Genomic DNA, 14,366 nt, shown 5'->3' on the forward strand with positions numbered 1-14,366 from the left:
AATTATCTCAGTAGAACGGATCAGACGGGAAAAACAGCAGATGTCAGAGACAGAATCAGTGAAAGTCGTTATCGTCGGAGGGGTCGCCGGCGGGGCCAGTGCTGCGACGCGCGCCAGACGCTGTAATGAAAACGCGGAAATCGTTCTGTTCGAGAAAGACGAATACGTCTCTTTTGCTAATTGTGGTCTACCTTATTACATCGGCGGAGAAATTACCGAACGCAGTCAACTGCTCGTTGCCACACCCGAACTTTTTAAAAACCGCTTCAATATCGATGTCCGCACGAGACATCTGGTGCAGTCCATCGATGTGGAAAATAAAACAGTATCCGTATTGAATCAGGAGACAGATGAATCTTGCACTGAAGCCTGGGATCGACTGATCCTTTCTCCCGGTGCCACTCCCATTGTCCCCCCACTGCCGGGCATCCACGCGAAGAATGTATTCACGCTCCGTAACCTGAATGACACAGATGCCATCAAAGGCTATATCGAACAGCACAACTGTCAGCGTGCCGTTGTGGTGGGGGCCGGTTTTATTGGCCTGGAAATGGTCGAGCAACTGCATCACCTCAAAATGCAAACGGACCTGGTCGAACTGCAGCCACAGGTACTTCCGCCACTCGATCCCGAGATGGCACAGTTGATTCAGAACGAACTCGTTGCACATGACGTCAATCTGCATCTGGGGACCGCATTGGAAAAGGTGAATGTTGAAAATGAGACTGCCGTGGCGGTCGAACTGGAGAATGGCACGACGATTGAATCCGATCTGGTTATCCTCGGAATCGGCGTGGCACCTGCGACGGGGCTGGCGAAAGCGGCCGGTCTTGAAATCGGAAAGTTCGGCGGTATTTCCGTTAATGAATTCATGCAGACCTCCTGTCCGGAGATCTACGCTGTTGGTGATGCTGTTGAATACATGCATGGCGTGCTGATGCAACCTCTCCGCATTCCACTTGCCGGACCTGCAAACCGCGCTGGCCGAATCGCCGGTCAACATGCAGTAACCGGATCTGCCGACCCCATGATGTCTCCCGTGGGCACAGCAATCGTCCGCGTGTTCGGCTTAACAGCCGCCATGACCGGCTTGAGCAAGAAGTTTGCTGAAAAGGCTTCTCGCGCGAATCGTTCAGTGATCGTCGTTCCCAAACATCACGCCGGCTACTATCCCGGCGCAGAATCACTGTTTCTCAAACTGACCTATGATCCGGAAACCGAACGGGTTTTGGGCGCTCAGGCCATCGGGAAAGCTGGCGTCGATAAACGCATCGATGTCATCGCGACAGCTTTGAAATTCCGGGCTTCCATCCGCGATCTGGCCGGTCTGGATCTGGCTTATGCACCCCCGTTCGGCTCGGCGAAAGATCCCGTACACATCGCCGCCTTCGTAGCCGGAAACGATCTGGATGGACTTGCCTCTATTGTTGAAGTGGATGCCGACCTCGATGCATTTCAGATTCTCGACGTCAGATCGGACAGGGAAGTCGAGACGTTCCGCTTTCCCAACATTATTCATATCCCCGTCGACGAACTCCGCCAGCGACTCTCGGAACTCGATCCAGAAAAACCGATCGTTACTGTCTGCCACACCGCCCTCCGGGCATACATCGCGACCCGCATCCTCAAACAGTCTGGCTTCAAAGATGTCCGCAACCTCACCGGCGGTATGCTGATGCAGCGTTATGCTCGACCGGAAATGTTTAAATACAATCAACCCGGTTAACAGGAATTAACGAAACAGTTCTCAAGGCCAGTCCGTCCGCTCATGCAGAGAGATGCCTGCTCACTTTTAATATGACGATCAGTCACAATCGAGATCAGGTAGAGGCAGGCAGGTTATTCACCTAATGCCTGCAGGACCTCTTTGGCATTTGCCCGACCTCCATGCGTTTTGCTGATTTTGGCATACTTGATCTTGCCATCCTTGTCGATGACGAATGTGGAAGGATACGCGGTTTCCCGTTTGGCATTCCATCGCAGGTGGTATGCGTTTGTAAATTTGTAATCCGGATCGACCAGGAAATAAAAGTTTTCAGGCAGACTCTGGTCGCGAATGAATTCGTCGGCCCGTTTCTCCAGATCTTTGGCGGCACCAGGGTACACCATGACCACGCTGGCTTTCGCTTTCTTAAATTTAGCGGTGTTTGCGATGAACTGGCCTACCTGCCGCGTACAAACGGGACATTGATATTCCGGGTAACCCCGCAGCACCAGTAACACGACCGGTCCCTTTTTCAGTTGTTCGGATAAAGAAACTTTCTCCCCTTTGGGAGTCGCCAGCTGAAAATCTTTCGCTTTACCTCCGACAACAGGTACAGCCGCTTCTTTTGCCGCGGCATCAACTGACCTCAAGTTTCCAGATGGGATGAAGAAGAAAAGAATCAACATGGTAACGCTAAACGAGCGGACTGTTTTGAGCGAGTACATAGCGATCAGCTCCTGAAGAAAAATGAATAGAAAGCCATACGTAGCTGTGATTACATGCAGCCAAAATGTAAAGCCACATTAATATCATAGCCATCTACGCCCGTCAGACATGTGAAATTCTGATGTAAAATCTGAAACGGAGATTTTAGCTTCACCCCGACGCTGTATCAGGGATTGGACTGTAATACGCCAATCAACCGCTCGACTTCCCGGTCGAATACGGCGGGGTCGCTTTCGTTTTTCTGGAAATCAGCGGCAACTCGATTGCAGAGCACCTCTTTTTGCTGATGTTCCCAACTGCCAAACAAATGCTGATCCAGATTCAAAGGCAATAGCGAATGAATCACGTTGGTGTCGCGTTTAAACTCACGGTCCTCATTATCAAACGCGCGTTCAATTTCCACGTTCACCCACTCACTCTTCAATGAATGCTGGGAAGTACATAGCAAAACCTTATCCAGGATCTTCATACCGCGATTACGATTAATAGGGGGGGCCGCTGCAGTGAGAGTCTGTTTCTCATCCAGCCAGCAGCGAATGCCTCTCGACTGAAGTGCCGCGTAGAGTCGTTCAGCAAAGGCAGCATCTTCCGGGCTGTAACAGATAAAACACGAAAAGAAATCCAGGGCCGTCTGTTCAAAATGACCAGCGATGTACTCAATCAGTTCATTCGACAGCCCACATCCTCGCAGAAACGCTGCCGGAATATGACCGCGGGAACTCATCAGTGTATCCATTCCCAGAGTACTCGGCCCCCCGTGTGAAACCAGTTCCAGGTTCACAGCGCGGGAGAGATCAACGTTGACCCACAGCGTATTTCGGGATCGTGCTCCATTAAAATCCACTTCACGTAGATTCGATCCGTGAAAATTAGCCCAGCTCAAATCTGCATTACATAAATCTGCAAAACACAAGTCGGCCTTTTCCAGGTTGGATCCAGCCAGATTCGCTCCCACCAGGTCGGCACCACTCAGGTCAGCTCCTGTTAAATTCGCACCGCTGAGATCGGCTCCTACCAGGTTCGTTTCCGTCAAGTCTGCACCACTCAGGTCGGCGCCACTCAAATCCGGTTTGATATCCGGATTCTCAGTCCGCCAGCGATCTATGGACACAGCGCCGGTTCGAAACACATCTACATACTCAGAATTCGCCACAACCACTTCCTTGGACCAAATGAAATAAAACCGGCTCCCATTCTGACAATGACACCAGCGAACTGCAATTCACTACACAACGGTTCTGTAAAAGCAATCAAGTCTTAACAGATCCAGGTGAGGTAAAACTGATGGATCAGTCATTGTGAATGTAAGACGAAGTGATTCATCGCGAACGGGATTTCATCAGCGAACTCATTCGGGTCAAGTATGAGTTGGTGCTGGTTACTGACTCACTCCCAGCCTTCCAGTACAATCTTGCCGATGGTACGCCCTGCTTCCAGGGTCTTATGGGCTTCGCGGAGATTCGCTGCATTGATGGGAGAGAGAACCTGATTGGCGGTACAGGAAATGTTGCCAGCATCAATCCATTTCGCAACTTTATTTAACAGGTGATGCTGCTGAATCATATCCGGCGTTTCAAACATGGACCGCGTAAACATGAATTCCCAGACAAACGTTGCCGATTTCGTCTTCATCATTGACTGAGCCAGCGGCTTACTGTTTTCGACGATCGAGACAATCTTGCCTTGCGGACGAATCAGATCAACCACAGACTCCCAGTGCTGGTCCGTATTATTGAACAGTGCAATCGAATCAACATACTTCAAGCCCAGCGCTTCAATCTGCGGACGCAGGGGGTCATAATGATTGACCACATGCTCGGCTCCCATTTGTTGTACCCACTCCACCGATTCAGGTCGCGACGCTGTCGCAATCACTGTCAGCCCCGCCAGCTTCGCCAGTTGAATTCCAATCGAGCCCACGCCCCCGGCTCCTCCGATAATTAACAGCGTCTCACCGGAATTGGCTCCCTCATCATCCAGTTCCAGTCGTTCAAAAAACGCTTCATAAGCTGTGATTGATGTCAACGGAATCGCTGCCGCCTGCGCGAAAGTGAGCGACTTCGGTTTCGATCCGACAATTCGTTCATCGATCAATTGCAATTCGGAATTACATCCGGGCCGCGTAATATCACCTGCATAGAACACCTCATCCCCCGGTTGAAACAGTTCCACTTCGGGGCCAATGGCTTCCACAATGCCCGCTGCATCCCAGCCGAGCACTTTGGGTTCGGGCTCAACCTGATCCTTTGGTGCCCGGACTTTGGTATCCACCGGATTGACGGCAATTGCTTTGATGGCTACCAGCAGGTCTCGCCCCACAGGCTCAGGTTTTTCCAGTTCCACATCCAGCAGTGATTCAGGATCTTCGATGGGCAAATACCGAGTCAGGCCAACAGCTTTCATAACGGTGTTCCTTCCGCACGTTTAAAATTCAAATAGATTCCTGGTTGATCATGTTCTTACGATTGCCGGGGAAAATCAAGCAAGTTCGCGGCTCGATCTTATACTGAAAGGCAACAAGCTCTAACCCAGATTATCAACCAGACCACCCTCCACGCGTAACGCTGCTCCTGTTGTCGCTGACGAAACAGGCGAGACAGCATAAGCCACCATCGCAGCGATCTCAGTCGGTTCAATAAACCGCTCGATCAAAGAATCAGGACGGAAGCGACGAATGAACTGCTTCCGCATCTCTTCTGCTGACATCCCTTCATCTTCCGCAAGCTGTGCCACGAATTCGGCAACTCCCTCCGTCCACGTCGGCCCCGGGAGTACCGCATTGACATTCACGCCGGTCCCTCGCAGCGTCTTTGCCAGACCCCGCATCACTGACAGTTGCGCGGTTTTGGTCATCCCGTAGTGTACCATTTCATCAGGGATGCTGATCCCTGACTCACTGCTGATGAAAATGATCCGCCCCCAGCCACGCTCTTGCATCCCCGGTGCCAGCGCACGGCTCAGGCGGATGCCACTCATCACATTGATTTCGAAAAACCGCGACCACTCTGCATCGGGAATTTCGAAGAAGGGCATCGGCTGAAAGATACCTGCATTGTTCACGAGAATATCCACGTCACTCACGGCATTCAGTCGTTCCAGGAATTCCGCCACTCCGTCTGCAGAACCCACATCGCCGTGTACGGGAACCGCTTTCCCTGGTCCCTGAATCGCATTCGCCGCCTCTTTCGTCCGATCAGCGTCGCGACCGTTGACGACGACCGTCGCCCCTTCATCCACCAGCGTCTGAGCAATCGCCTGTCCGATGCCCGAAGTCGAGCCTGTGACCACTGCCGTTTTTCCCGTCAGTTGCAAATCCATAATCAAGTCTCCTGTTACTTGTTAAACGCGTGAGAAATCCTGGATGAATTCGAATGTCGATTCAGAAAATATGCGAACTCCACGGACAAACTGATATAATCAGGGAGCACTTTCAAATCATAGACGCGGTACCCGCGGCGATCAAATATCAGCAGGGATTCACCGGTTCCTGCAGACTGATGACATTCGATTCACTCCGAATACACAGGGGAGAGCAGCATGGGAAACTGGATCAGAAGGCGAATCTCGCTGATCACGACACTTTCCATTCTGGCGTTCTTCTGGGTACTCACTGGGATTTACGGCACTACCGAGGTGCAGCAGTCTTATGTGAAGCTCAACCGGGCCGGCATTCCGGCCCAAACTCCCATTTATACCGACCACCGTCCCGATGATCCCAACAGTGTCTGGGATTTGATTGCTTATCCCAACGCTCCCTTACCTTTTATTGTCAGTCTGGAAATCGACTCAGGAGTATCCGGTTTGTGGGGAGGTCCCATCCGACAATACTTCTTCTGGTGCCCCATTTATCATACTAAAGCACCCTTCTGGGGAAGGTCGGTCGCAGGCACGTATGAGGACACAGAATAAACCAACCAGCAACCTCGTTCGTGTGCTTTCGTGCTTTTCGTGGTAGAATAACAATCAGCGATCTACTGACTCCATCGATTCAACGAGCCCCCCATGACCAACGAATTGAAAATCAACCCATTGGAAGCCCGTGACCCCGAAATCGGCCGTTGGCTCTGGGCACTCGCCGAGGTCCGCCAGCGTACACTCCGTCTGGTGCAGGACTGTGATCTGCGACTGCTGGACTGGCGCGGTCCGGATGGCAAAGAGAATTCCATCGGCTCATTACTTTATCACATTGCCATCGTCGAAATGTCATGGCTCTATCTCGATCTGCTGCAGCAGGAGTTCCCGCCTTCAGTCAAGGAACTGCTTCCGGTTCCCATGGCTGACGAAGACGGCAAGGTCAGTCAGGTATCCGGCATGTCTCTGACAGAACATCACAAGCGGCTTGATTCCACCCGCGAAATCGCATTTTCAGTTTTTCAGAAAATGGACCTCGTAGAATGGCGTCGGCTCAGACCGCCTGTCAATGATCAACCTTATGAGACCACACCCGAATGGGCCGTTTTTCATCTCATCGAACACGAGGCGGGACACGCCTTCCAGATCTCCTCTCTCAAGGCCCGCTGGCAGCGGTTGGAAAAGTGATCTTTTACTGCGCTGGTCCAGTTCCCGGTCTTCGAGTGCAATTGATGTTTAAATTACCATATTGCTTTACAATGGAAAAACTGATAGTACAGTCACATGTGAGCCCGTTGTGAGTGATCCTGTTTCAAGTGAATTATCCATGGAAGCATTGACGCCGAAAGATCAATTTCTACAAAGCCTTGATCGGTGCATGGAGCATGAAAACTTTATCCCTGCGTTTTATGATCGTTTTTTGTCAACGTCTGATGAAATCCGGCATAAATTCCCACATACCAATTTCGAGCAGCAAAACAAGATGCTGCTACGTTCGCTCCGATTAGCAGCCGGCGCCACATCCGGCGATTCCGAGGCGCTCAAAGAACTGCGCGAGCGTGCCAGGACTCACGATCAATACCATCTGAATATCGAGCCACAACTCTATGAGGTCTGGTTGAAAGCAGTCATCGAAACGGTTCAAGAATTCGACGCAGAATGGGATGAAACCGTGGAGAAAACCTGGCGCACCATCCTGGGCTATGTGATCAGCTATATGGTCAAACGATATTAATCACGTGGTTCCGATAGCCGCCCGCAAACCCTTCATGTGTATTTGTATTTTTCGTGGTAACAATCATTTTTAGCATGAGCAAGATTAGAATTGTGTGTAGAATAGAATGTAGATCATTTCCGGTCATTAGTCTGGTAATCAACTCATGGGCAGATTATTGCGATTCAAGCCTGAGAGAATCACAGGCTGGCATTATGTCAGATGGGGTTGTGTACTCCTGTTGCTTCTGATCCTGTTCTTCAGAATTAGAAACTCATATCAGAAGCAAGTCCGGTATTACACCACCGCACGTTTAGAATATCAGGGTCAGGCACACCTGTATTATCATAAAAGTCCATTGATTCCCATCCCGGGGAATCTGCCCTTCAAGGTTCCCGACTGGTTTTTTTCAGAAGAAGTCAAAGTCGTCGACATCGAGTTTAAATTTAAAGAGACTCCAGTAGATACGTTACAGGGAATTGAGTCTTTATCGGGGCTGTCACATCTGGATCTCTCTTCCAGCCGCTTCTCCAGTGATCCACTGATCTATCTCTCTGAGCTGACTCAACTGGATCAGTTATCATTTTGTGATACGAACGTGGAGGACGCTGAGCTGAGGTATCTCAAGAAAATGAAGAACCTGAGGATGCTGAATTTGACCAATAATTTCATTACGGATCAGGGGCTGATTCACTTAAAATCGCTGAAGAATCTGGAGTATCTGTCGCTCAATAAAACTGATATTACAGATGCCGGTCTCGTACATCTGTCAGAATTGAAGAAGCTGCGAAATCTTTACCTGAGTAATACTTCCATTACCGATAAAGGCCTGGTGCATTTAAAAGGTTTGAAAAACTTATCCATACTGAGTCTCATCAATACCGAAGTAACAGACGCCGGTCTCTCCCATCTCCAACAATTGAACCAGCTTCAAAAACTATATCTGGATCATACCCAAGTCAGCGAAAACGAACAGCATCGCTGGCAGATCGCATTACAACTCAGGGCAAAGAAATATACAGGAAAAGATATCCAGGTCAACTCTCGCTATCCCTCAAGACTGGATGGGCTTTCTCACACGGGTGTCATTTCAATGCCACTGCCACCCCAAGCTTACCCATCGGCTTCGAAATAACAAGCCCTCTTTTTTCGTGTAGTTTCGTGTCTTTCGTGGTAGCAGAAAATCACAAAGGCCAGTCCGCTCCGAAGCACTCGCGTTGAATCTCCGTCAGCTGCTGGATTCCCAGTGTCGCCAGTTCCAGTTGTGCGTCCAGCATGCTTCGATTAAAAACCTCTCCTTCCGCGGTGCCCTGGACTTCGATGAAGTCGCCGCCCCCGGTCATCACCACGTTCATGTCCACGCCGGCGGTACTGTCTTCGATGTAATCCAGATCGAGTACCGGCTCGCCGTTCACCACGCCGACGCTCACCGCAGCAACGCTGTCCGAGAAGATCCGTTTCGGGTCAAAGACTTCCCCGGGAGCCAGTTCGCAGGTCTCGGGAATCGCCAGTACCGTATCCAGCAGCGCCAGGAACCCGCCTGTGATACTCAGCGTTCGCGTGCCGCCGTCGGCCTGCAGCACATCGCAGTCCACTGTAATCGTGCGTGGTCCCAGAGCTGCGAAATCAATTACCGCCCGTAAGCTGCGACCAATCAACCGCTGAATCTCACTCGAGCGTCCGTCGGCCCGACGCTGTTTTCGAGGCGACGTACTCCCGGGTAGCATGTTGTATTCTGCCGTCACCCAGCCGGTCGGGTTCTCGTCATGTTTCTTCCAGGGAGGCACGCTGTTGTCCAGACTGGCCGTGCAGAGCACCACCGTGTCACCTGCAGAAATCAGGATGCTTCCCGGCGTTGCTTTGGTGTATCCGCGTTCGACTTTGATGGGACGCAGTTGTTCGGGCTGGCGGGAATCGTGGCGCATGGGAGTGTCCTGTTCTACTGGAGAAAGCAATCGAATCTGTGTTCAGTTGATTTTTCGCTAAAGTTACCACGCTTTGACCGTGCATTTCAATGCAAGAACCCGCGCTTTCTATTAAGATAGACTCATTGACTGCTCCCTTTATTTCAGGATATTGAATTCGTGTTGATCTCGGAAATCTTTCACTCACCTCAAGGAGAAGGCAAATGGATCGGGGTCCCCTCGATTTTCATTCGCACCAGTGGCTGTAATCTGCGCTGCTGGTTCTGTGATACGCCTTACACCTCCTGGAATCCGGAAGGTGATAAAATGTCCGTCGATCAGATTCTGGAACACATCAAGCAGTACGACTGTGAACACGTCGTCGTCACCGGCGGCGAACCCATGCTCAGTCACGAGGTCGAATCCCTCACGCAGCGCCTGCACGCGGACGGCAAGACCATCACGATCGAGACCGCAGGCACCATTCTCAGCGACGTCCATGCCGATCTGATGTCCATCAGCCCTAAACTCTCGAACTCCATCCCCGTTAAAGATCCCGCCTGGGCTCACCGTCACGATGCCCGTCGCGATCAGCCTACCGTCATCCATGAACTGATTAAACGACATCCCTACCAGATCAAGTTCGTCGTCGACCGCCGCGAAGACATCGCCGAAATCGAAGACTACCTGGTCCGTTATCCAGAAATCGATCGCGCGAACGTCTATCTCATGCCGCAAGGCACCACGGCAGAAATGCTGGCCGAACGTTTGCCCTGGATTGAAGAAGTCGCCGCGCAGCTCGGCTGTCAGGTCACCCGGCGGATGCACATCGAACTCTGGGGCAACGTCCGCGGCAAATAGTTCTGTGAAACTCAGCCGTGAAAAATCGCGGCCCGCGCGTCCTTGACCCGTTGAATTGCTGCTTCGGAAGTCTCCGCCAGCGCCGTTAAATGCCCCATCTTGCGACCTATTCGCGACTCCTGTTTACCATACAGGTGCACTTTCACGTCAGGAAACTGCTGCAGCGCCGTCCAGTCAGGCGGACCCGGTTCCCAGTGATCCCCCAGTAAGTTCGCCATCGCGGTTGGACCCAGAGATTTCGTTGAACCCAGAGGCAGCCCGCAGATGGCCCGCACCTGTTGTTCGAACTGACACGTTACATGCCCGTCGATGGTCAGGTGTCCCGAATTGTGAGGCCGCGGCGCAATTTCGTTAATCATCAGTCGCTGATCGTCCGTTAAAAAGAACTCAACGCACAACACGCCGACCACATCCAGATGCTCAAAGACCGCCCGTGTCACTTCGACGGCTTTCCGGTTCACTTCGTCTCCCATACCCGAGGGGAAGACCGAAATATCCAGAATATGATTCGCATGGTCGTTCTTCATCGGCCCGTAATACGCGAACTCCCCATCCAGCCCCCGCACACCCACGACCGACAGTTCGCAGATGTAATCGATAAACGCTTCCAGTACGGTTTCGTCCGCTCCGACTTCCTTCCAGGCGGCTTCCGCCTCTTCGGGTGAGTCAATCTTAACCTGCCCCTTGCCGTCATAACCCGAAGTTGCCGACTTTAACACCGCCGGACAACCCAGTTCCGACAATGCCGTTTTTAGTTCCTCCACCGACCTGACCACCGCGAACGGCGTTACCGGAATTCCCGCGTCCCGCAGTTCCGATTTCTCACGAATCCGGTTCTGCGCGACGTGCAGCACATTGGCTCCCGGACGAACCGGCGCGAATTGCGAGGCGGCGTCGGTTGTCACCGACAGCACGTTCTCGAATTCGAAAGAAATCACATCCACCTTTTTCGCGAAATTCGCGACCGCGTCAAGGTCATCATACTCGCCCACGATTTCCAGGTCCGCCACCTGTCCGGTTGGCGTCTGACTTTCAGGCGAAAAGACATGTACGTGGTAACCCAGTCGGCGGGCTTCGATGGCAAACATGCGTCCCAGCTGGCCACTGCCCAGCATACCCAGCGTCGAGCCAGGGGCGATCAACTCACTCATAATTCCGAATTTTCCAGTACGGTGTCAGTTTGCTTCTTGCAGAATTCGTGCATCTTCGTTCGCAACTCAGGACGGGAATTCCCCAGGATTCGAATCGCCAGCAGCGCCGCGTTCTTCGCTCCCGATTCCCCAATCGCCAGCGTACCCACAGGCACGCCGCCCGGCATCTGTACGATCGACAGCAGCGAATCCAGCCCCTGCAGCGCCCGGCTCTTCACAGGAACACCCAGAACCGGCAGTACCGTCTGGGCAGCCACCATGCCCGGCAGATGCGCCGCGCCCCCCGCGCCCGCGATAATTACTTCCAGACCCCGCTGCTCGGCGTCCTTCGCATATTCATTCATCCAGTCGGGAGTACGATGAGCCGAGACCACCCGGCACTCATGCTCGATTCCAAACTCCTTCAGGATCGTCGACGCTTCTTTCATCGTTTCCCAGTCCGATTGACTGCCCATGATGACTCCCACCAGCGGGGAACTGTTTTCTGACATGATCGACTTTCCTGTTGAGACAACGCTCGGCCCGCACGCGGGTTAATTTATAAGCAAGATTGTGTTATTTCGAATGGCTGTGGCACTGATAATACTCAATTTCCTTACCTGATAGGAGTCTGCCATCCCCTTTTTTTGCAGGCTCCTGCCGACAAGTGCACGTTCGTTTGACATTCTGAGCCCGCTGGTCTAGTGTTAGAGACGATTTCTTCATTCCCAGATGTGACAATTTGAAAGGATCTTCTTATGGCACGCCCTGTAACATTATTCACCGGACAATGGGCCGACCTCCCCCTGGAAGAGATGTGCAAAAAAGCACAGGACTTCGGCTATGACGGCCTGGAACTTGCCTGCTGGGGAGACCATTTCGAAGTCGACAAAGCACTGTCCGACGACACCTACTGCAACCGCAAACGGGAACTCCTCGAAAAATACGACCTGCAGCTCTTCGCGATTTCCAATCACCTCGTCGGCCAGGCCGTCCTCGATAACATCGATGCCCGCCACAAAGCGATCCTCCCCGAATACGTCTGGGGTGACGGCGATCCCGCCGGCGTCAATGACCGGGCCATCGAAGAAATGAAGAACACCGCCCGCGCCGCTCAGAAGCTCGGCGTCAGCGTGGTCAATGGCTTCACCGGTTCCAGCATCTGGCATCTGCTCTACGACTTCCCACCCACACCACGGGAAATGTACGACGCCGGTTACCAGCTCCTCGCTGACCGCTGGAATCCAATTCTCGACGTCTTCCAGGAATGCGGCATCAAGTTCGCCCTCGAAGTCCATCCCACCGAAATCGCATTCGATATCTACTCCGCGGAAATGTCGTTGAAGGCTCTCGACAATCGCGAAGAGTTCGGCTTCAACTTTGACCCCAGCCACCTCATCTGGCAGGGCGTCGATCCCGTCGAGTTCATTCGGTACTTCCCCGATCGTATTTATCACGCGCACATGAAAGACGCCTCCGTCACTCTTAACGGTCGTACCGGAATTCTCACCAGTCATCTACCCTTCGGCGATCAGCGTCGTGGCTGGGACTTCCGCAGCGTCGGACGTGGCGGCGTCCGGTTCGAAGAAATCATCCGTGCCCTCAACGACATCGGTTACGGCGGCCCGCTTTCCATCGAATGGGAAGACATGGGTATGAACCGCGACCAGGGGGCCCGCGAAGCCTGCCAGTTCACCAAGAACGTCGACTTCGCCCCCTCCGACATCGCCTTCGACGGCGCCTTCGGAGACTGAATTCAGAGCTTCGGTTAGATCGATCTGAAGAAACAGGGAGAGCGACTTTCGTTCTCCCTGTTTTCACGCGCACAAACTCAAATTCTCACCTCCCCGATGCTATCCATAATTAGGTTGGCTCCCAATCAATTCTTAATCTCACATATTGTTTTTTACTCTAACAACAAACGGGTAACCCCGAATGCAATTCGGGGCGAGCACCGCGAGCAGGAAACTGACAGCGAAATCTTTCGAATGTTTCCATATACATCCCACTCTCTCAGACCCCGTGTGCCACTGCTCGGCTCGCCCGACAGTGATAATGTAAACGCCCCCTCAAACCTCCTGACAAATCAACATCACCCCTCCCACCACTGCGCAAACCACCTCCTGTGAATGCAGGCAGTAGAACCGACGATCTGGAACAGATTGAACTTGACGCCGCCGCGCCAACAGCGATAAACGTTGTCCTGTGTCGCGCGCGTGCCCAGTTTACAGAGCACTGAAACACGCGACACTTGTTCTTGATCTTCACCATAAAACAGCCCCTTTTTTCCATGTTTTCAGTTTGCATAACAACACCTGTTACCAATGTATGCCTGCGGGTCGCCGCACTTCGCAGCCCTTCACGCCAGAACCGCCCGAATATCATCCCAGATCGCGCCCATATCGACTCAGATCGCCACCCGATTCTGTTCAGCCCCCCTTGACACCCCCGCGCCTCTGCAGAAAATATTCCTGCGAACAATGAAAACAGATTGATCCCGAATTCAGTTCTCTCACAAAACTCATCAGAAAATAAATCAGCAAAACAGTCCATCACTCAACCTCATTCCTCATTTTGTAATGTCACACGATAGAAACGGGTACCCCCGAATGTAATTCGGGGCGAGCACCGCGAACAGGAGGTCGCAGCTGCCGCGTTCATAAAGAACCGAGCTTCCCATACTAAGTTATCACGATTTTTGGGCGGCACTGTTGGGACCCGCCTGACAGTACTTAAGATTAAAGCTCCCTCGCCTGCTTCACCACGAATTATAAAGATCGGCCCCCATGCCCCGCAGATGAATCTCTCGAACTGATGAACGGGTAACCCCGGATGTAGTTCGGGGCGAGCCCGGCGAGCAGGAGGTCTTAGCTGCCGCGTCAACTCCGAACCCGGGCTGCCACTCGACTCGGCACAGGATGACAAATTCACAGCAACCGCGGCTAACGCCGTTCGGCTAATAAGAAAGAAAATCG

Annotated in this window: 14 protein-coding genes; 7 read left to right on the forward strand and 7 right to left on the reverse strand. The window is 52.4% G+C overall.

The annotated features are described in order from the left end of the window. Nucleotides 1-40 precede the first annotated feature (40 nt). Nucleotides 41-1,726, forward strand: coding sequence for an FAD-dependent oxidoreductase (locus ACN0YH_RS26950; RefSeq protein WP_417382706.1), 1,686 nt, complete (start codon nucleotides 41-43; stop codon nucleotides 1,724-1,726). Nucleotides 1,727-1,839: 113 nt separating this feature from the next. Here ACN0YH_RS26950 and ACN0YH_RS26955 read toward each other — a convergent pair whose 3' ends face one another. The 4 genes from ACN0YH_RS26955 to ACN0YH_RS26970 form a co-directional block, all read right to left on the reverse strand. Further along, nucleotides 1,840-2,430: a peroxiredoxin family protein gene (locus ACN0YH_RS26955; protein ID WP_417382707.1), complete on the reverse strand. Its 591-nt coding sequence runs from the start codon at nucleotides 2,428-2,430 to the stop codon at nucleotides 1,840-1,842. A 167-nt stretch (nucleotides 2,431-2,597) separates the two neighbouring features. Then, complete coding sequence (locus ACN0YH_RS26960) at nucleotides 2,598-3,584, reverse strand: pentapeptide repeat-containing protein (protein WP_417382708.1); 987 nt, start codon at nucleotides 3,582-3,584, stop codon at nucleotides 2,598-2,600. Nucleotides 3,585-3,817: 233 nt separating this feature from the next. Further along, entirely contained in the window at nucleotides 3,818-4,834 is a 1,017-nt protein-coding gene (locus ACN0YH_RS26965) for a zinc-binding alcohol dehydrogenase family protein (protein WP_417382709.1), read from the reverse strand. 120 nt (nucleotides 4,835-4,954) lie between these two features. Then, nucleotides 4,955-5,749, reverse strand: a complete 795-nt coding sequence (locus ACN0YH_RS26970; RefSeq protein ID WP_417382710.1) for an SDR family NAD(P)-dependent oxidoreductase — start codon at nucleotides 5,747-5,749, stop codon at nucleotides 4,955-4,957. 219 nt (nucleotides 5,750-5,968) lie between these two features. On the opposite strand from ACN0YH_RS26970, the gene ACN0YH_RS26975 reads away from it, so the two are divergent. From ACN0YH_RS26975 to ACN0YH_RS26990, 4 genes are all read left to right on the forward strand, one after another. Next, the gene (locus tag ACN0YH_RS26975) at nucleotides 5,969-6,340 is read left to right on the forward strand and encodes a hypothetical protein (protein WP_417382711.1); all 372 of its coding nucleotides are present in this window, start codon (nucleotides 5,969-5,971) and stop codon (nucleotides 6,338-6,340) included. A gap of 93 nt (nucleotides 6,341-6,433) precedes the next feature. Further along, nucleotides 6,434-6,970: a DinB family protein gene (locus ACN0YH_RS26980; protein WP_417382712.1), complete on the forward strand. Its 537-nt coding sequence runs from the start codon at nucleotides 6,434-6,436 to the stop codon at nucleotides 6,968-6,970. Nucleotides 6,971-7,109: 139 nt separating this feature from the next. Next, the gene (locus ACN0YH_RS26985; protein ID WP_417382713.1) at nucleotides 7,110-7,517 is read left to right on the forward strand and encodes a globin; all 408 of its coding nucleotides are present in this window, start codon (nucleotides 7,110-7,112) and stop codon (nucleotides 7,515-7,517) included. A gap of 145 nt (nucleotides 7,518-7,662) precedes the next feature. Next, a complete protein-coding gene (locus ACN0YH_RS26990) occupies nucleotides 7,663-8,631 on the forward strand; it encodes a leucine-rich repeat domain-containing protein (protein ID WP_417382714.1) in 969 nt (322 codons plus the stop codon). A gap of 49 nt (nucleotides 8,632-8,680) precedes the next feature. Here the strand turns inward: ACN0YH_RS26990 and rph are convergent, their stop codons facing one another. Then, nucleotides 8,681-9,421, reverse strand: a complete 741-nt coding sequence (gene rph / locus ACN0YH_RS26995) for a ribonuclease PH (RefSeq protein WP_417382715.1) — start codon at nucleotides 9,419-9,421, stop codon at nucleotides 8,681-8,683. Nucleotides 9,422-9,580: 159 nt separating this feature from the next. Here rph and ACN0YH_RS27000 point away from each other — a divergent pair, with 159 nt between their 5' ends. After that, entirely contained in the window at nucleotides 9,581-10,261 is a 681-nt protein-coding gene (locus tag ACN0YH_RS27000) for a 7-carboxy-7-deazaguanine synthase QueE (RefSeq protein WP_417382716.1), read from the forward strand. 11 nt (nucleotides 10,262-10,272) lie between these two features. Here ACN0YH_RS27000 and ACN0YH_RS27005 read toward each other — a convergent pair whose 3' ends face one another. Then, nucleotides 10,273-11,412, reverse strand: coding sequence for a 5-(carboxyamino)imidazole ribonucleotide synthase (locus ACN0YH_RS27005; protein ID WP_417382717.1), 1,140 nt, complete (start codon nucleotides 11,410-11,412; stop codon nucleotides 10,273-10,275). Beyond that, nucleotides 11,409-11,903, reverse strand: coding sequence for a 5-(carboxyamino)imidazole ribonucleotide mutase (gene purE, locus ACN0YH_RS27010; RefSeq protein ID WP_417382718.1), 495 nt, complete (start codon nucleotides 11,901-11,903; stop codon nucleotides 11,409-11,411). Before purE ends, ACN0YH_RS27005 begins: the two co-directional genes overlap by 4 nt. A 246-nt stretch (nucleotides 11,904-12,149) precedes the next feature. On the opposite strand from purE, the gene ACN0YH_RS27015 reads away from it, so the two are divergent. Continuing rightward, nucleotides 12,150-13,145, forward strand: coding sequence for a sugar phosphate isomerase/epimerase family protein (locus ACN0YH_RS27015; RefSeq protein ID WP_417382719.1), 996 nt, complete (start codon nucleotides 12,150-12,152; stop codon nucleotides 13,143-13,145). The last annotated feature ends 1,221 nt before the right edge of the window (nucleotides 13,146-14,366 follow it).

It is taken from the genome of Gimesia sp. (assembly GCF_048262075.1).
Lineage (GTDB): Bacteria > Planctomycetota > Planctomycetia > Planctomycetales > Planctomycetaceae > Gimesia.